Genomic DNA, 17725 nt, shown 5'->3' with positions numbered 1-17725 from the left:
GATTTCCCCCACGGGGTGCTGTCCTGGGGCAGGAGAGTCCATGCAAGCATGGACCCTACAAAACCATTGAAGAGATCAGACGAAACGCATATTCTTGGGTGTATAGAGCAAGACAAAGATGAGTAACAGGGTCGCTATCAGGAGCACAGCAGGCTGAGTTTGCCAGAGATCTGAGAGCGCCATATGTAAATGGGGGATGCCCTCATGAATTTGTACTGTGAGCATCTGGGTCAGCTCAAAGGCCAGGGTGGCCATAATAGCCACCAGGGAGCCTAGCAACATCGAGATGGCCAGGCTGGCCGCCGACAGCAGTAGCAGGGGACCAAGCCAGAGCTGAACGATGCTCCAGAGCGTACCGCCGTTGAGCAGGACGAGCAGCGCCGAGAAGGCCACAGCCAGGGCGAGATTATAGCCTGTTACCAGCAGCATGCGGCAGAGCAGGATCAGGCGTGGCGAAGTGGGGGTCGCCAGGGCGAACTCCAGGCCTGGATCGTGCGCGCGCCCATAGACATAGGCCATATTGATTACAGAGGCGGCAGTAATGCTGATCGCCAGCAGGTCGCGCGTTACATGGTCCTGAATAAGCACCATATTGCCTCGTAACAGGAGCAAAGCCAGGATCATAAACAGGACTGTTGCCGAACTCGCCCAGATACTCCTGGGAAGAACGCGAATTTGTGCCCACAAGAGGCCCCAGGCGTAGCGCCAGGGCTGGGAGAAGAGCCGCAGTGGTGAGACCGCTGGTAGCTTTTCTACGGGTGGTTGCTTATTGAGTAGGACGAGCGCTATCTCGCGTACTTCATCGTTGTCATCCCGAAGCGCCTGGATAATGTACTCATACACAAGCGAAGAGTTTGGGCGCAAGGCTGCCAGGGCGCGCAAGACCGCGACACGCACGAGTGGATGTTCATCATGCAGAGCCTCGCCAAGCGCGGCCTCAGCGGCGGATGTGTCATGATTTGCGAGGGCCTTCGCAGCGGCGCTACGCATCTCCCACGCCGGGTGTCGGAGAGCCTCAAGCAACTCCTGCTCACCAGGGCGCTTCGTTACATCGGAAGAAAGCAGGGCTTCTCGCTGGTTCAGGCGTTGCTGGACACCTGTCAGGAGCGAGGGGGGCGCGGCATACTGCCATGTCGTTGGTTTGCTTACGGATTTTTGTGTCTGGGCGTTCTCTGGCTCCATGACTGTTCCTCCCTCTCCTGTTCTTGGGTATCGATGCTGGCGCGCAAGAGGCGTAGCCCCCTTGAGATGGTTGATTTCACGGTTCCCATGGGTTGAGCAAGCAGCTCGGCGATCTCGCGATAACTGAGCTGCTCGAAATAGTAGCAGGTAATCGCGATACGATAGCGCTCCGGTAGCCGGGCCACTAGGTCCTCCAGCTCGCGTTGTTGCTCCCAGGTCGTGCAGAGCAGTTCGGGTTGTTCCTCCTCGCGGTCCGCCGGGTCTAGCTCGGGATGCTCCTCAAGCGTCGTCAGTGGCACCAGGTGGAGCTGTGTATTGCGCCTGGAGTGGCTATAGACGTTAAAGACCACGCGATAGAGCCAGGCCTGGAGCTTGAGTGCGTGTATACGCTCGGGAGTATAGTTCTCCAAAGAGACATACGCGCCCACCAGAGCTTCCTGCACAATATCTTCCGCATCCTGAAAGCTGCGCGTCAGGCGTAGGGCGAAGGTATAGAGGCGATGCTGGTAATGCTCCACCACGCGCAGAAAATTGCCGTGTAGATCGCTTGCCAACAGCGCCAGTAGTTCCTGTTCGCTCTCTTCCATATCCGTCCTTCACAGAAAGAAATTGTCATCTATGGGGTAGATACCAGAAAGCCCCACAAAGGTTGCATCTTTTGCGCATGGATAAGGGGTGTATGGGTGGAAAACAGCAAAGCCGTTTTCCACCCATACACCCCTTATCCATGCGAGCCACGCAGTGGCTACTTCTCTTCTTCTGATTGGTTGAACTGGGTGAGGACAATATAGGTGATGTTGTCCCAGGCGTTGTGGATACCGATGAAGATGAGCAGGACCGTCATCGCGCCGATGACGAACAGTGTCGGCACCGGGTATGTTGGTAGCACTATGGCTGCGACAAAGAGTGTTGTATACGCGGCGAGCGGTAGGATGGTATGGAAGATCCAGTCTTCCATAACTGGCTGATAGTCGTTTTGACGGCGTGCCCGTCGTACGATGATTATGGTGTATATCATCCCTGCCACACCGGCGAGACCAAGCGGGAAGCTCATGTTCCAGAGCACCTGCCAGGGAGCAGTCATTGTCGCGGCAATAAAGAGTGCAGCACAGAAATGCACGACATTTGGTGTGCTAAATGCCGCGATAGCTTCGCCTGATCTTCTACCCCGAAGCCCTGCGATCAAGGTGATGACTATGAACATCAGTCCAGTCAGCGCGGCGGCAGAGGAACCGACGATGACGTAAAAGTTTTGCCATATGGGAAGCGGCGATATCACAGCCTCTTGCACTAGAGATCCCCCTTCTGTAGATAGAGATATGCTAATGACCCTTCCGCAGCATTGAGGAAGTGTGCGAGGTCGAATTGAACGGCTTAAAGTAAAGAGAAACGCAAGGTATGATGTGGCTTCCCTGCGTTTCTGAGGAAGAATATTTATTGTCTTCCATATTATCACATCAGTGCTTCATGCGAAAACTAAAACGGTCGTAATTGAACAGATGCAGAGGCAGGAGCCGCTTCACATAATAATGGCCCTATAAGTATGATGAAAATCGGCCCTTGTATTAAGGCCAATATTACTCTACAGTGATGAGAAAAGAGCCTGTAATATTGTGCGATAGCATAGAGGGAGTTCTATCTATGAATTATCAGAAACAACAAGAGAGAGCGACGCAATTTCGCCAGTTGCATCACGATGCGCCTTTGCTGGTCTTGCCAAACGTCTGGGATGCTGCGAGTGCGCGAATTATCGAGCAGGCAGGTTTCCCTGCTATTGCCACCACTAGCTCTGGAGTTGCCACTGCCCTGGGCTATAGTGATGGTCAGCACATTAGCCGAGGCATGCTGATAGAAGCGCTTGCGCGGATCACACGTGTGGTCGATTGCCCAGTTACAGCGGATATCGAGGCGGGGTATGGAAACTCCATTGACGAGGTACTGCAAACCGTCAAAGCGGTGATTGAGACTGGCGTTGTAGGTATCAATATCGAAGATTCGCTCAAGCACCAGGAAAACACGCTGGCCGATATTACCTACCAGGTTGAATTGATACAGGCACTGCGTGAATTAGCGAACTCACTGGGCGTGCCCTTCGTCATCAATGCGCGTGTCGATGTGTTCTTACTCGCTATTGGTGAGCCAGAGAGCCGCTTTGAGCATGCCGTTCAGAGAGCTAATGCCTATCTGCAAGCGGGTGCCGATTGTGTCTATCCTATTGGCTTTCTTGAGCGCTCCACGATTGCTGATCTTGTCGGGGCCATCGATGGGCCCATCAACATTCTTGGTAGCTCTCCTGACCTCCCACTTCCAGTGCTTGCGCAACTCGGAGTTGCCCGCGTCAGCCTTGCCGGAAGGTTGATGCTTTCAATACTCGGGCATATGCGCACAATTGCTCGTGAGTTGCTTGAGCATGGCACCTATGAGAGCCTGCATGCGGAGGCTCTCTCAGGCACGGAGTTCAAGACGCTTTTCTCCTAAATCGCTACAAGGCCTGGCACTCGATGATTGTGATCTCGGGGCGGCAGTCGAAGCGTACCTGGGGCTTGACCATGCCCAGGCCGCGATTGGTGTACTGGAGCATGGAGCCAACCGAGTAGAGACCGGAGACGTACTTGTGTCCCAGGGGCGGCGTTCTGGGAGTGCCGACAAGAGGAATACGCACCTGCCCACCATGGGTATGGCCGGAGAGCTGGAGATCGAAGCGTTCCGTTTTCGTGGCGACATCGGCAAAGTCCGGCTCATGCGCGAGTAGGATGGCGGACCCTTCCGAAGGAAGGCGCTTGACCAGGCCTGCGATGGTATCGCTGTACTCCCAGACCGAGTTGATGTATGAGGGATCTGGCCAGAGATCCTCGATGCCAACGATATGCAGCATCGCGCCATTCTCGCGCTTGATAGTGTGAAACTCGTTGGTGAGATCGTTGATGCCAAGCGGTTTGATGAGAGCGCCAAGCCAGTCTGTGCCACTCCAGGCATCATGGTTGCCATAGATGGAGAAGACGCCGTCACGGGCATGGAGGTCTCCTAAAGCCGCCAGGGGACGCGCCGCCCAGGGATAGTAGCGCGTGACAAAATCGCCAGTGATCACTATCAGATCAGGATGTTGCGCGTTCACCTGTTTGACGATATCGCTCAGACGCTTAAAATCCATCCAGGTATCGTCGATGTGAATGTCGCTGAGCTGAGCAATGCGATAGCCATGGAAGGCGGGAGATAGGCGTGGTAAGCGGAGTGAGAGTTGAGTACAATCTATATTTGCTGGTTCAATATGCGTGCTGTAGAAGGAGGTGCCCGTCCCGAGAAGGACAGTGCCAGCGACAGTCCCGCCAGCTACTTTGAGAAATTGACGTTTATGCATATGCAATAAACTCGCTTTACATAAATTAGGGGTATTGATGAGAGGTCTTATGCAGTTAGATAATGCTTAAATCTCTATTTCTCTTGTATTCTACCACAGCTATGTGTGTCTAGCAGGCTGTATAGTAAGTTTGGCATAATGCCAGGTGATACATCCACTGATAAAGCTCATCAAATGCGAGCATCCGGGTTGCCTCGGAAGATGGAAGATACATGTCTTTTTCTGGCTCTTGTCCTCAACCTGGCGAAATGTCAGGTTGAGGATACCTGCCTTAATGATCGAGAAAATCGTATTTGATACTCGTTGCCAGGGTCTGCAGATTCCGACTGCGGAGATCTTGCATCCCGGCGTCTGATTGCTGCTGGGTGAGATATCCTCCATGTACCAGGACATCATGGCCCCTCTGTTCAGCTTCAAGCAAAATCGTGCGCAATTGTGTAGCAGAAATGCCCTGTTGCTCTGCCAGCGCAATGAGCTGAACACCTGCTAGCAGCTTCGTTTTGATTTGCGCCTTGCTCATATGCAACTCCTGGGACACATACTGTTCCACTGCATCGTAATACGCCTGAGGATCGCCTGGCCCCGATTTTGTAGGTTCAGCAGTAGGCGTCGAAACTACGCTCGTCTGAGAAGGAGAGGCTTGCGATGCTATAACCTGCCAGAGGAGGATGGTGCCCCCTACCAGGAGCAAGAAACCTCCCAGCAGTACTACCAGAAGCGAACGCCTTCTCTCTAGTTGAGGCTTGGGTTGATTTTGTACGTGCTCTGTCTTGTATTTCAGATGTCCCATGTTTGTTTGCCTTTCACTGTCTTAATTCGTATAGGCATTTATTATTTGAAAACTGAGGAACGGACCCTTTCTCTTCGACTTGATAGGCCTCTTATTCACCTGGTGCTGCTTCCTATTCGTAGCGCAACGCCTCAGCTGGAGGAATGCGCGAGGCCCGGCGCGCCGGGAGTGCGCTACAGACGACGGTGATAAGGTAGCTCCCCAAGAAGATCAGAGCGACTGCTTCCACAGGGAAAGGGAAGTCCTGATATAGTTGGCGAGCAATGTGAGCAGTGAGCCATAAGGCCAGACCAGTTCCGGTTGCCAGACTAACGGTAATGATAAAACTTGACTCGACGACGAATAAGCTGAGAATGCGCGCGCGTGTGAAGCCCAGGGCACGCAATATGCCAATCTGTTGGCGGCGTTCAACCACTGTTCGGCTAACAATGACGCTGATAGAGAGCGCTCCGAAGAGCAGCCCGCTGGCCAGGTAGCCTATCAGGAACAGCGTTAGATCCGCTGTCAGCGCGTTTGCATCGGCGGCATCAAGCGAGACAAATTGAATACCATAACGAGCAGTGTGAAGCACTTGCTCCAGATGGCTCGTCGCCTGACCTGCTTGTACCCCTGGTTGTAATCTGAGGTAATAGTATGTGACGAAAGAAGATAGTTGCGGTGTGATTTGATGTGCCGTTCCGGTTGAGAGGAGGATATTCGACCAGTGGACATTGGCAGGGAGTAGCCCAATGATCGTCAGGCGATGATAGGGAGCCGAGCGCGCCGAGCTCTCTGGAACCTCTATGGTAAAGGGCGTAAATCCATTGGAGGTTGGCAAGCCTCTCAGACTACTATCGTAGCGCATTACGGCATTTCCTGGATGATTTTTGACAGCATCCCAGACCTGCCTGGCAGAGGTATATCCCTGGGCGCTGGCAAACATGGGTATGGTGGATGTCGCTAAGAAAGTATCATCGGCTACAAGCGGGCCGCCTAAGGGCGCAGTGCCAGTCTGTTGTACTGACTGCCCTGGCAGTGAGATTCGGACTGGTTGAGGTGCTGAGCCATCCTGATTGACAGGATCGTAGAGCGGATGCATCTGGGAGACTGTAGCGATATCTTGCGGGAGCGTGCTGGGCAATTGTTGGATGGGTGCCCCCAACTGCTGCTGTTCATCCGGCGTCAGCTTGACTTCCAACTGGAAATTCCCGCTGGTTACTTGTACCTGCCCCTGTTGCGCTTGTCCTAGATTGTTCGTCAGGAGCAGCATGATGAGGAAGATGATGCTGCTTAAGAGGGTGACAGTGATCCGGGCACGAAAACGAAAGGTTAATGGATATGCCACACACATGCGACTGAGAGGGGCGAGGCTGCGCGAGCGTCTCAACAGGAAAGAGAGCAAGGCTGCCATAAGATCCAGATTAGTCATCACCACGACCACACAGCCCCCGATCTGTAACAGAAGACTCAGGAGGATCGGTTCCAGCCCTACGGTCGTGTTGTCAAATGTGGTATTCGGCAATGAGGCCAGAGCTGAGAACAGCGCATTGCTGCCCACCTGCATCCCGTATACCATCCAGCTCACTCCTATCCAACTCCATCCTAGTCGTTGGGAGAGTGCTCGCAACAATTGTCCACTCCTTAAGCTCTGACCTGCCCAGGCCACGAGAAGACCGCCACTTGTAAAAAGTAAAACGATCCCTGCCTCATACATCCACACCGGACCAGACATGAGTAACATAAGGCCACAAAGCAAGCAGAGAGGACCACGCTGAAATGCTCCCCAGAAGAGCTCCCCCACTCTCTCAAGAGAGTGCGTGAAGCGCCGAGCCAACTTTTCTGGGTGAGGCTGACTAGAGGCATCGCGCGATTGCTGCCAGAGCACGGGAAGCCTGCCAGAGAGTGAGGAATGGACGACCACAGGGTCATCCAGATTACGGATTGCCGCGACAATATTCAGCCGGCTGATCCAAAAAGCGGCCAGACCCGCGACGCCTGCTGTTGCGATCACGCTCAGACAGCCAGCGCTGAGCAGGCTTTGCCAGCTTACCTGGAGATAAAGCGGCACATGGAAGGCACTGGAAGCGATGACATCTGGCCCCAAATTGACTGTCGGCAGTTGTTCCAGTGCCCACAATTCTAACGCCACAGTCCCCCAACCCAGTGGCACACCAAGCAGTGCGGCCAGCACACCATATCCGCACGCCTCCATGAGAAAGAGCTGGATCAGATGTTGCCTTTGCAAACCAAGCGCTCTACTGATTCCCAACTCGCTCCTGCGTTCAGTGGCGAGTAGTAGGCAAAGCAGGACCAGGAAAACCATTCCAGCGCCAATGAGTAGCCAGGTAAAAGCGGGGAGAAGCAGCATGTATTCCCGGCCCGCAGGCGAATTGTCGAGTGCGAGACCAGAGGTGAAAGGCACTTCATTCAGTGCTCCTACGATTGCTGAGTGTAACGGGTGAATTTGTGTGGTATCAAATTGTGTCGTTCCCGGAATATGGATGCGGGGATCAAGAGGGGCGACCTGAAAGATCTGCTGCAAAAGGTTCAGAATAGCCTGGCTCGATCCCTGAGTCGTGTTACTGATACAGAGCACATTGGGCGCGATGGAATGATGTAATCCCTGTTCGTACATTTGTTGAAATGTGGCCAGAGGAAGCAGGATTTCAGGAAAGGGAGCATTACTCAGCAGCTCACCCGAGGTCACAACGATATCTGTTGAGAGAATATGGCTGACCTTGCTAGAAAGCTTGCCGATTTCTGTTTGGATGCTTAAAGTATCCCCAGGGCGCACATCCATGATTTTTGCCACCGTGGCACTCACCATGATTTCATTAGCCCGTAGGTCCGCGAAATGAACGACGTTTCCGTGTGTATCGGTTACTGGTCCGTAGACCTGATCGAAGGCAGGTGGCAGACCGTAGACATCCAGACGGGTCTGGGTGCGCAAGGTTCGCTCATTCGTCACATCTGTACCGTGCCGGAGGAGCAGAACACCAGCAGTCGCCCGGACCCCTGGTTGCTGCTTGAGACGGGCGCTGGATGTCGCAAACTGGTCAACGGAGAACTGGCCGCTCACCGCTTCGTCGACCTGTCCCAGTTGTGCCAGGCGATACGTTTTCTCTGAGCCGGTAAAGCTATCGGAGAGGCCCAACGAGGCCGTAATAAAGATGGTAGAGAGTATCAGTCCACACAACAGAATCACACTCTGGCTGGGACGGCGGACCATGTTGCGCAGGCTCATGCGTAAAAACACTGGGCGGCTCAGTCCCACGACCAGCAGGAGGCATCCGGATGTTGCCAGGAGGAGCGCCAGGGCTATAGCATCAGGGGCAAGACCAGAAAAGAGCATGTTCATAGCTGCACCTGCTTTCTGCCAGTGGCCTCTCCATTCCTCAGATGGGCGTCCACGGGTTGATCCGTTTCGATTAGCCCATCGCGCATCGTGATTAGACGCCCGGCTTGTTGGGCAATATCTGGCGCATGTGTGACCCAGACAAAGGTCAAACCCTCTTCCCGGTTTAGATGTAACATCAGGTCAAGAATCTCCTGGCTCGTCTGACTATCAAGCGCCCCTGTTGGTTCATCTGCCCAGACCAATGAGGGATGTGTTGCCAGGGCGCGCGCAATGGCGAAGCGCTGGCGCTGCCCTCCGCTCAACTCTGCTGGACGATGATGGGCGCGATCACGCATGCCCACACGCTCAATACTTGTCCACGCCCGCTTACGTGCCTCGTGCGCGGAGATGCCGCTCACTAGCATGGGCAACTCGACATTTTCAACTCCGTTTAACACCGGAAGCAAGTTATATGCCTGGAAGATAAAGCCCATCTCGCGTGCGCGGAAGGCCGTCAGTTCGCGATCCGAGAGACCACGCAGATCCCGGCCTGCAATCCTGACTGTGCCGGAGGAAATGCTGTCCAACCCGCTCAGACAATTGAGCAAGGTGGTCTTTCCACAGCCGCTGGGACCCATGATTGCCACCACTTCTCCAGGCTCAATGCGCAGGGTAATATCGCGTAGTGCCTGGACTGTGGTTTCGCCGAGACAATACTCCTTCGAAACGCTGCTTGCCTCAATCAGTGCCTTGCTGGAAACTATGTGTGGTGATGCCACCTGGTGAGATGTTTCCATTTTGCCCACTCCTAATCCTATCCTTTGTTGTGAGAAGACGAGAAACATTGCCTACGAACTTCTTGCTTCTTGCCATCACCATACCCTCTTGCCATTGATCTCCACATCGTGCGTTTGGGCAGGCAGCAGCTGTTTTTCGGGAAGCTGCGCGATCTGCCCAAAAGGGCAGAAAGAAAAGGAGTTTCTGCCCGTTCGGGTCGTGTCTGAACGGACGCTCTCTTCCGGCGGCTGAGTATGTTATACTTGCGATAATCAACAGGTATCCTTCGAGGGAAGGACGTTCAAGAGTGTTTCCCGCAGTGGGAAGGAGCAGTGCATGCCTGTATCATCGCCACTTCGCGCTCTCTTGCTCGTTTGGATAGGTATCGTGTATCTCTGGGGGCTGGAGGAGTTGAACCGGTTCGTGCTACCTGTGTGTGTGACGTCCGATCAAAGCTGCCAGTTCTCCCTCAATTTTTCTGCGTTCGATGTTCCAGGGACGACCACATTCACTCTCCTGCTGCTATTGCTTGGAGCCACGCTCTGGTTTAGTCTTTCAGGCAAACTGACTCGGCACCCCCTGTTCGCGTGTATGCTCGCACAGATCATCCTCATCTTTGCTGTGTATCTGCTGGCCCAGCAGGAGCCACTCACACTCAGTTTGGCCCTGGCTCTCGCGCTGGAAATCATCACGCTTCCCAGGCTTTCTTCTGCTCAGGTGCTGCCGCTTGCTCTGGGGAGTTATCTCCTTCTTAGCATGGGAATGCTGGCTGCGCAACGAATCACTCTGGGCCCAGGAATGAAATGGCTGTGGATCGACTTGCTCCAGAACATCCCAGTGTACCTGGCCCAATTACTGTTCCTTACTGGCTATTTGCTGCTCTATAGGCAACTGGCTCGCTCTCACCAGCACCTCCAGGTCGCCTCGACCCAGATTGAAGAATTGACGCGCGTTACGGAACGCCAGCGCCTGGCACGAGATTTACACGACACGCTGGCCCAGGGACTTGCTGGACTGGTCATGCAACTCGAAGTAGTCAACTCACATCTCCAGCGAAACCGAGTCGAACGTGGACAGGAACTTGTTCAGGAAGCTCTCTCTGGGGCTCGCTCAACGCTGATCAGCGCACGACAAGCCATTGATGATCTGCGTGAGGAAAGGAGTGCTGAAGGGAGGCTGGTCGAGCGTATGCAAGAGGAGATGCGCCGCCTTACCAACACCACAGGTATAGTCTGCCAGGCGAACCTGAGAGACTTTGCTGCCTTACCCCCAGTGTTTGCTGAACCTGTCTCACGCTTCATCATGGAAGGACTCCAGAACATTGCCCGTCATGCGCATGCACAGCAAGTGTGGATCGAAGTAAGGCGAGAAAAAGCTCACTACATCTTCATGGTGCGTGATGATGGTCGGGGCTTTGATCCGGAGACTCTGCTGCTTACACCTGGTCACGGCAACAGCGGGACTGGTCACTATGGATTGCTTGGCTTACGCGAACAGGCAGGGCTTGTTGGAGGGCAGCTTGACATTCAGAGTGCGTTAGGGCAGGGCACCACCCTCTTGTTACGCCTGGATTTCGACGGAGGAGTAACACATGGAGATGACAGACAAACCGCTGCGTATCCTGGTAGCTGACGATCACCTGGTAGTGCGCAAGGGCCTGCGCCTGCTCTTAGAGGAGATGGGAGAGGGTTTTGTTCTGGTCGGTGAAGCAGTGGATGGGAAAGAGGCCATCCGCCTCACCGACGAATTGCAGCCAGACGTGGTCTTGATGGATATCCGTATGCCAGGAATGGATGGGTTGGAAGCGATCGAGCAGATTCACTGCTCCTGGCCTCATGTGGCGGTAGTCATCCTCACTACCTATACTGATGACGAAGCACTATTGCGTGGCCTCCAGGCCGGCGCCTGTGGCTATTTACTCAAGGAAACGAGCGCAGAAACCCTTTTTCATGCCATTCGTACGGCGGCACGGGGAGAGTTTCTCCTTCAACCAGAAATCATGGCACGTATCCTTGCTCAGACCTATCGTTCGGAGCCAAAATCTTCTCCATGGGCTCCTTCAGGTAATTCCACTGTGGAACTGACGGAACGTGAACGAGCCATTCTCATCGCGGTTGCCCGCGGTGAACGCAGCAAAGAAATTGCCCAACACTTAGGCGTTTCTGAACGCACAGTGAAAGCGCATCTCACCAACATCTATACCAAGTTGAATGTTGACTCCCGTGCCTCGGCAGTTGCCAGCGCACTTGAACGCGGCTTGCTCTGAGAACAACTGCAGGCATGATATGGTGGGGTGACGCTACTAAAGTACGCGTCTACATATTATGCGCATAATATGTAGACGCGTACTTTAGTAGCGTCGGGCCAATGATACCTTCGTCACGGAAACTGGGACTGGGGTGTGTTCGGCAGTTGGCCCTGGGGCAGCGTTGCTGGCGGGGGCGAAGAAGGTGTGTCCTGCCCCTGATCTGGTGCCTGGTTCTGCTGCTGTTGATTGGTGGATTGGTTTTGCGATTGACCCTGGCCCTGGTTCTGAGGCTGATATTGGGGCTGGTATTGATCGCTGGTATTGACGGCGCTGGCGGCGTCGATGATACCGGTCCCCATTTCGTTGTTGGAGATGGGCGAGGCCTTGTAGTCCAGGGTCGCGTTGTAGTAAGCGCTATTAGTATCTGTAGGTAGAGGCGGAGTCGCGTTAGGATCGGTGAACTTGCTCACCGATTGATGTAACCATGAGACCAGCTCGGTAGGCGTCATATCGGGATGGGCCGCCAGGGCCAGCGCAGCTACACCAGCCACCTGGGGTGCGGCGGTTGAGGTTCCTTGCAGGTAGGCATAGCAGTTATTACAGCTCTGCCCATTGCTATCGGTTCCATAGGCGCCGAAGACGCCAGAGTTGTCGCTGGCACCAATAAGCGAGGAACTGGCCTCCAGGCGGCTGCACTCTTTGGAGATGCAATCGCTCGCGGGAACATTGTAGTTGCGCGCCCCACCGGGAGCCGAGAGGTCGATGCGAGGTCCATAGTTGCTGTAGTAGGCAAGCTGTTCACGTTTTGAGGAGCCATACTGACCGTATTTGGTCGTGCTGGTATCGCCAGACCCTGTGGCACGATTGACTGCGCTCACAGCCACGACCCCTGGAACGCCCCCAGGAACCAGGCGTGTGCCACGCAGGTCGGCAGCGGTCCCACTATCACCACTGGGGAGACTGCCAGCGCTGATAACGCGCCCATTCTGGTCGAGCTGGACGTGATCATTACCAGCGGCGGCAATGACGGTGGTACCGTTCTGCTTGAGATAGTCAACCATGCGTGCGAAGGCATCCCAGGTGGCCTCATCGTTGCCGACGTCTTCCTGGTTGCCACAGCGAGCGGAGCCGGGGATAACGCCATCGGCGCAGATGTAGGTTCCCATCGACATATTGATGATCTGGGCGCCGACGCTATTAGCGTAATACATGCCATCGAGCAACCAGCTTAACGCGCCGCTGCCGCAGGCGTTAAGCACACGAACGTTGATAAGCGTCGTGTTAGGAGCAATACCGCTGATCTGGGGACCATCCTTGCCCGCGATATGTGTGGCGGTCCAGGTACCGTGTCCGTCGAAGTCTTCCAGGCTGCTGGGATCATCGGTCTTGTTACAAGAGGAAGAGGCCTCAACAAAGGAGCGGCTATGATCGCGGTCATAGTTCATGCCTACGGCCTCGTGAGTTGAGAGCAGGCCTGTGTCGAGATTGGCGACACGCACTTTGGCTGAGCCCTGTGTTTTCTGCCAGGCCTGGGGAATATTCATGAGGGCCAGGTCCCACTGGAGGGGGCAGGCTTTCTGTGTGGTCGCGCACCCTTGAGAGGTAGTTGAGCTGTCAGTGCTAGATAGAGACTCGTTACGCGTAAAGGTGGTGGGTTTCTCGTCTGGCATGGCCAGAGTAAAGGTGTCGCGAGCGATGCTCTTTACTCCGGGTAGCGTGGCCAGGTCATCCCGGTTACTTGAGCGTACAACCAGCATATTCGCCTTGCTCAGGTCACGCAGAATTTTATGGCCATGATTGAGAAGCTGTCGGGTATCAATACGAAGTTTGGGTTGGAAGACGACGATATAATTATCCTCACTCTGGCGGAACTCCGCGCGGGAGATAAAGGTTGGTGCGAACACGATGACCACTCCGAACACAAGTAGGGCTACGAGTGCCGGGAGAGTCAGGCGATGCCGAAAAATACGCATTACTTTGATCCTTTCGTCCAATTGCTCCCCATTATTGGCGAAAGGTGCTATTCAGGCAATAGCTTGAAGTTACAGTCTGGTTGTGAAATAGTTGCGTTTCACAATACTTTATACATTTTAAATACACGGATAAGATATTGGTATAGTTGGCGGGCAGTTGTCCGCCAACTATACCAATATCTTATCCCTCTTCTTTTTCGGAGACGCCGGCCTGGGCGAAGGTGGCCATCTCGTTATGGGTGTGGAGCGCGGCCTCGAGGATGTGCATGGCGAGCACCGCGCCCGTGCCCTCGCCGAGGCGCATATTTAGATTGAGGAGGGGTTGAAGCTGAAGATACTCAAGGATCAGGCGGTGGCCGGGTTCAACCGAGGTGTGACCGGCAAAAAGATAGTTGCGGATAGCGGGATTGAGCGCGCAGGCGGCAAGAGCGGCCGAGCTAGAGATAAAGCCATCGATCAAGACGGGAATGCGGCGCGCGGCGGCGGCAATAATAACGCCGGTAAGGCCCGCGATCTCCAGGCCGCCAACCTTAGCCAGAACATCCAGAGCATCGTTGGGATCAGGCTGGTTAAGTTCAAGCGCGCGCTCGAGCACGCGAACCTTGTGCTGGCGCTGTTCGGCGCTGATACCAGTGCCATGACCGGTGAGGGTATCAACAGGCTGGCGCAGGAGCGTGGCACTGATAGCACTGGCGGCGGTAGTATTACCGATACCCATCTCGCCAATCGCGATGAGATCGCAACCCTTCTCAGCGGTGGCATCCAGGACCTCAAAGCCTACCTGAAAGGCCTCAAATAGTTGCTCACGGGTCAGGGCAGGCCCCTCGGCCATATTGGCACTGCCCGGGGCTACCTTGCGCGAAATAAGTTGAGGATGTGTCAGGGGAGCGGCCACGCCGATATCGACAATGACGACCTCGGCCTGGGCCTGGCGCGCCAGGGCATTGATGGCCGCGCCCCCAGCGAGAAAGTTGAGTACCATCTGAGGCGTCACCTCGGCGGGATAGGCGCTGACGCCCTCACGCGTTACCCCGTGGTCGCCTGCCATCACGATCACGCTCTTCTGCTGGATGTGTGGTAGAGGTGTACCCTGAATGCCAGCCAGGCGCACGGCGATCTCTTCGAGGCGACCAAGGCTCCCCGCTGGCTTAGTAAGCTGTTGCTGGTGCTGCGCAGCCTGTTGCATGGCCTCTTTATCGAGTGGCTGCACCAACGCGAGCCGCTCTTGAATCTGCTCTATAGACATAGAAAAATCCTCTCGTATATATCTCATAAGTACAAAATAGATGTCTGTTATTATACCGCACAAAGGAGAACGAAATCCTTCCCAGAGGGATTTTCGCGCCTACAGTGTTACCGAGTAAGGTATGTGTGGTGGTCTGGTGCAGCCAGACCACCACACATACCCCATTTCATGTTATAGTGTCTTGTACACAAGAGCTTATTCAGTGTTTTATTTTTTGAGGAGGCAATAGTGGTGCGACCATTGCCATTGGAGGCCTATCGCCTGGCGGAGAAGTATCGCCTGGGTGCGCCTCAGTTTTGCTTCCGGCGCGGAGGCGTGCGTCGAACGCTTCTAAGCCTGTTATTTGCGTTGCCTGCTCTCTATGGCGGGTATCAGCTTGTCCTATACACCAGCCCATTGCTATTTTACTATTTTGGTGACCACCAGGGCAGTCTCTACGTGCTGGGACCATTTAGGCGCTTCGACGCGGTTTTTGAGCGTGATGGAAGTGTGATTGATTTGGAGTTATGGGCGCGCTCGCACTGGAGCTACATATTTCTGCTGGTGCTGGGGGCGCTGCTTGTTGTGAGCGCAGGTGTTCTGCTGGTGAATGTGATTAATTTCCTGGTCAAGCAGGAGCGAGCCTATATCTGCGCGGAGGGCTTTCTCTTGCTCAGGGGGCGCGAGAGGGTAGAGGCCGCGCTCCGCTGGGAGCAGATATGTGAATTGCGCTACCAGGTCGAAGAGCTTTACAGACGCTATCGCATCCCGCCAGCCAAAAGCGCCTATGTAGTAGCCACCAGCGGCAAAATGCTGCGTGTGCCCATCACCGCGCTAGCGAAGATAATCAACGAACGATTAAATATGAGGGAAGAAGGAGCTCTCAGTACATAGGGGTATATAGCCCCTATGTACTGAGAGCTCCTTCTTCCCTCATATTCTAGAGCTTACCACTGGTTCCAGTGCAGGATTTTGCTTAGCGGCTCGCGGGGGGCGGGCTTAAAGTCGGTGCCGAGGGTATAGGCGATGGGTAAGAGTGCGGCCTGCGTGATTTTGTTGTAGGGGATATCGAGGATGTCGGCGGCCTCTTTCTCATAGGTAAGGTGGAGGGTGGTCCAGGCGCTGCCCAGGCCACGGGCGCGCGCGGCGAGCATAAAGCTCCAGGCGGCGGGCAGGATTGAGCCCCAGATACTGGCCTGAATGCCACTCGGCAGGTTATCGGTGCGGCCACGGAAGCAGGGGATGAGCATGACGGGAACCTCGTGCATATGCTCGGCCAGGTAGTCCGCCGAGTTGCCGACGCGCTCCTGCACACGACCGCGCTCGGGATTATTAGCGAAGGCCGTACCTGACGTGGCAGCAGTGGCCTGGCGGTAGTCCTTGTAGCTGCGGCGATAAAGCTCGGCCAGGGCAGCCTTCTTCTGCGCGTCATCCACCATGACGAAGTGCCAGGACTGCATATTGCTGCCAGTTGGTGCTTGGAGCGCGATCTCCAGGCATTCTTGCAGGATCTCTGGCTCAACGGGGCGTGAGAAGTCGAGCCGCTTACGTACTGAGCGCGTGGTGGTGAGTAGCTGGTCGGGCGAGAGGTCGAGTAATGACATGTCCTACTCCTTCTGACGAGAAATAAAATGGATCCTTCTTGCATAGCATACTACATTGTTCAGCGTGAGTGCTGAGGCGGAGCCACCGATTCTCGTATCACCAGTTCTGTGCCTATCAGCCGGGTTATATAGGGAGCCTCAGGATTATTTGCCCGTTCGATTAACGTATGTAGGGCGATAGTTCCCATCGTAGTAGTATCGACGCGGATTGTTGTGAGAGCAGGGGTGACGTGTTGTCCCAACTCGATGTCATCGAAGCCAATCAGTGAGACATCGCCTGGTATCCGGCAGCCAGCCTCGCGCAGGGCTTTCATGGCGCCAATGGCCGTAATATCATCTGCGCAGAAGATCGCGCTGAAGGTAACCTCACGCTCGAGTAAGCGTTTGCAGGCCGCATACCCTCCCTCCATCGTAAGATTACCAGCCTCCACGAGAGCAAAGTTGATGGGCACCTTGCGGTCGAGGAAGGCCATACAGTAGCACATCCAGCGTTGTTGAATGGAGTAAATCTGTTGTGCGGGCGCGGGTCCGGGAAGTGTTGGACCGCCAATAAAAGCGATCTGCTGGTGTCCCCGTTCAAAGAGATGATCCATAGCCAGCCGGGCACCCTGGAGATTATCGGGCAGGATCGTATCAATTGGTGTGGGCAGGTCCGCGACATAGTTGTCCACCTGGACGACCGGTGTATGTGTAGCATGAATGGCCGCGATGGTCTGAGCATTGGCCTGTCCAACCAGGATGATACCTCCCAGGCGCATCTCATACAGAACGGTTGTCAGCAGAGCCGGGTTGAGGTAAATATCGGTGATGGTGCGGTAGGTGATTTTAATATTTGAGGGCCGGGAAGCGCTTTCAACGCCGTGAAATATTGGCGCCCAGTAGGGGTCCATCGTGGCAGGAGTTGGCTCAATGCTTGAGCAATAGAGAAAGCCTACCTCTTTCAATATCCTGTTTTGTGTACGCGGTAAGATTGCCTGTCCCCCCGTGTTCCGGTAGTAGCCCAGTTCGGCCGCTACCTTGAGGACACGTTGCCGAATCTCTTCACTGACGTTGCTGTGGTTGTTGAAGACCCGTGATACGGTTCCCACGGAAACTTCAGCCAGTTTAGCGACATCCCTGGCGGTTACTGAGCTTGTCACATTCTCCTACTTTCCGGCAAAAATGATGCGCAATAAGTTCATGAAAGTATGATAAGCAAATTTCACCTTAAAGTCAATGTATGAACATAGTGTTTTGCTATTTGAGCCCAAAA

15 protein-coding genes are annotated in these 17725 nt (G+C 54.6%); 4 read left to right on the top strand and 11 right to left on the bottom strand.

Going from position 1 to position 17725, the window contains the following annotated elements; genetic code table 11:
• Positions 1-75: 75 nt before the first annotated feature.
• From KTE_RS43425 to KTE_RS43415, 3 genes are all read right to left on the bottom strand, one after another.
• Positions 76-1182: a HEAT repeat domain-containing protein gene (locus KTE_RS43425; protein ID WP_201393233.1), complete on the bottom strand. Its 1107-nt coding sequence runs from the start codon at positions 1180-1182 to the stop codon at positions 76-78.
• Complete coding sequence (locus tag KTE_RS43420) at positions 1146-1769, bottom strand: RNA polymerase sigma factor (RefSeq protein ID WP_201393231.1); 624 nt, start codon at positions 1767-1769, stop codon at positions 1146-1148. Before KTE_RS43420 ends, KTE_RS43425 begins: the two co-directional genes overlap by 37 nt.
• Positions 1770-1927: 158 nt before the next feature.
• Complete coding sequence (locus KTE_RS43415; RefSeq protein ID WP_201393229.1) at positions 1928-2473, bottom strand: hypothetical protein; 546 nt, start codon at positions 2471-2473, stop codon at positions 1928-1930.
• Positions 2474-2823: 350 nt separating this feature from the next.
• Here KTE_RS43415 and KTE_RS43410 point away from each other — a divergent pair, with 350 nt between their 5' ends.
• Positions 2824-3660 (top strand): isocitrate lyase/phosphoenolpyruvate mutase family protein, encoded by an 837-nt coding sequence (locus KTE_RS43410; protein ID WP_201393227.1) that lies wholly within the window; start codon positions 2824-2826, stop codon positions 3658-3660.
• Positions 3661-3664: 4 nt separating this feature from the next.
• Here the strand turns inward: KTE_RS43410 and KTE_RS43405 are convergent, their stop codons facing one another.
• From KTE_RS43405 to KTE_RS43390, 4 genes are all read right to left on the bottom strand, one after another.
• Positions 3665-4540 carry a metallophosphoesterase gene (locus KTE_RS43405; protein ID WP_201393225.1) on the bottom strand — a complete coding sequence of 292 codons (876 nt, stop codon included), beginning with the start codon at positions 4538-4540 and terminating at the stop codon, positions 3665-3667.
• 271 nt (positions 4541-4811) lie between these two features.
• Positions 4812-5330 (bottom strand): hypothetical protein, encoded by a 519-nt coding sequence (locus KTE_RS43400; RefSeq protein ID WP_201393223.1) that lies wholly within the window; start codon positions 5328-5330, stop codon positions 4812-4814.
• A gap of 112 nt (positions 5331-5442) precedes the next feature.
• Entirely contained in the window at positions 5443-8667 is a 3225-nt protein-coding gene (locus tag KTE_RS43395) for an ABC transporter permease (protein ID WP_201393221.1), read from the bottom strand.
• Positions 8664-9443, bottom strand: a complete 780-nt coding sequence (locus KTE_RS43390) for an ABC transporter ATP-binding protein (protein WP_305068566.1) — start codon at positions 9441-9443, stop codon at positions 8664-8666. Before KTE_RS43390 ends, KTE_RS43395 begins: the two co-directional genes overlap by 4 nt.
• Positions 9444-9759: 316 nt before the next feature.
• Between KTE_RS43390 and KTE_RS43385 the strand changes: the two genes are divergently transcribed.
• The gene (locus KTE_RS43385; RefSeq protein ID WP_201393219.1) at positions 9760-11055 is read left to right on the top strand and encodes a sensor histidine kinase; all 1296 of its coding nucleotides are present in this window, start codon (positions 9760-9762) and stop codon (positions 11053-11055) included.
• Positions 11015-11689, top strand: coding sequence for a response regulator (locus KTE_RS43380; RefSeq protein ID WP_374226875.1), 675 nt, complete (start codon positions 11015-11017; stop codon positions 11687-11689). Before KTE_RS43385 ends, KTE_RS43380 begins: the two co-directional genes overlap by 41 nt.
• Before the next feature lie 113 nt (positions 11690-11802).
• Here KTE_RS43380 and KTE_RS43375 read toward each other — a convergent pair whose 3' ends face one another.
• Together KTE_RS43375 and cobT are read right to left on the bottom strand one after the other, a co-directional pair.
• Positions 11803-13644, bottom strand: coding sequence for a S8 family serine peptidase (locus tag KTE_RS43375; RefSeq protein WP_201393215.1), 1842 nt, complete (start codon positions 13642-13644; stop codon positions 11803-11805).
• 181 nt (positions 13645-13825) lie between these two features.
• A complete protein-coding gene (gene cobT, locus KTE_RS43370; RefSeq protein WP_374226888.1) occupies positions 13826-14884 on the bottom strand; it encodes a nicotinate-nucleotide--dimethylbenzimidazole phosphoribosyltransferase in 1059 nt (352 codons plus the stop codon).
• A 234-nt stretch (positions 14885-15118) separates the two neighbouring features.
• On the opposite strand from cobT, the gene KTE_RS43365 reads away from it, so the two are divergent.
• Positions 15119-15763 carry a hypothetical protein gene (locus KTE_RS43365; protein WP_201393211.1) on the top strand — a complete coding sequence of 215 codons (645 nt, stop codon included), beginning with the start codon at positions 15119-15121 and terminating at the stop codon, positions 15761-15763.
• Between the two features lie 53 nt (positions 15764-15816).
• On the opposite strand, the gene KTE_RS43360 is transcribed toward KTE_RS43365, so the two are convergent.
• Positions 15817-16473 (bottom strand): nitroreductase family protein, encoded by a 657-nt coding sequence (locus KTE_RS43360; RefSeq protein ID WP_201393209.1) that lies wholly within the window; start codon positions 16471-16473, stop codon positions 15817-15819.
• Between the two features lie 59 nt (positions 16474-16532).
• The gene (locus tag KTE_RS43355) at positions 16533-17612 is read right to left on the bottom strand and encodes a LacI family DNA-binding transcriptional regulator (RefSeq protein WP_201393207.1); all 1080 of its coding nucleotides are present in this window, start codon (positions 17610-17612) and stop codon (positions 16533-16535) included.
• Positions 17613-17725 lie beyond the last annotated feature (113 nt).

The organism is Ktedonobacter sp. SOSP1-85 (assembly GCF_016587415.1).
Classification (GTDB): domain Bacteria; phylum Chloroflexota; class Ktedonobacteria; order Ktedonobacterales; family Ktedonobacteraceae; genus Ktedonobacter.
This window is presented reverse-complemented; position numbering and strand designations above follow the sequence as displayed.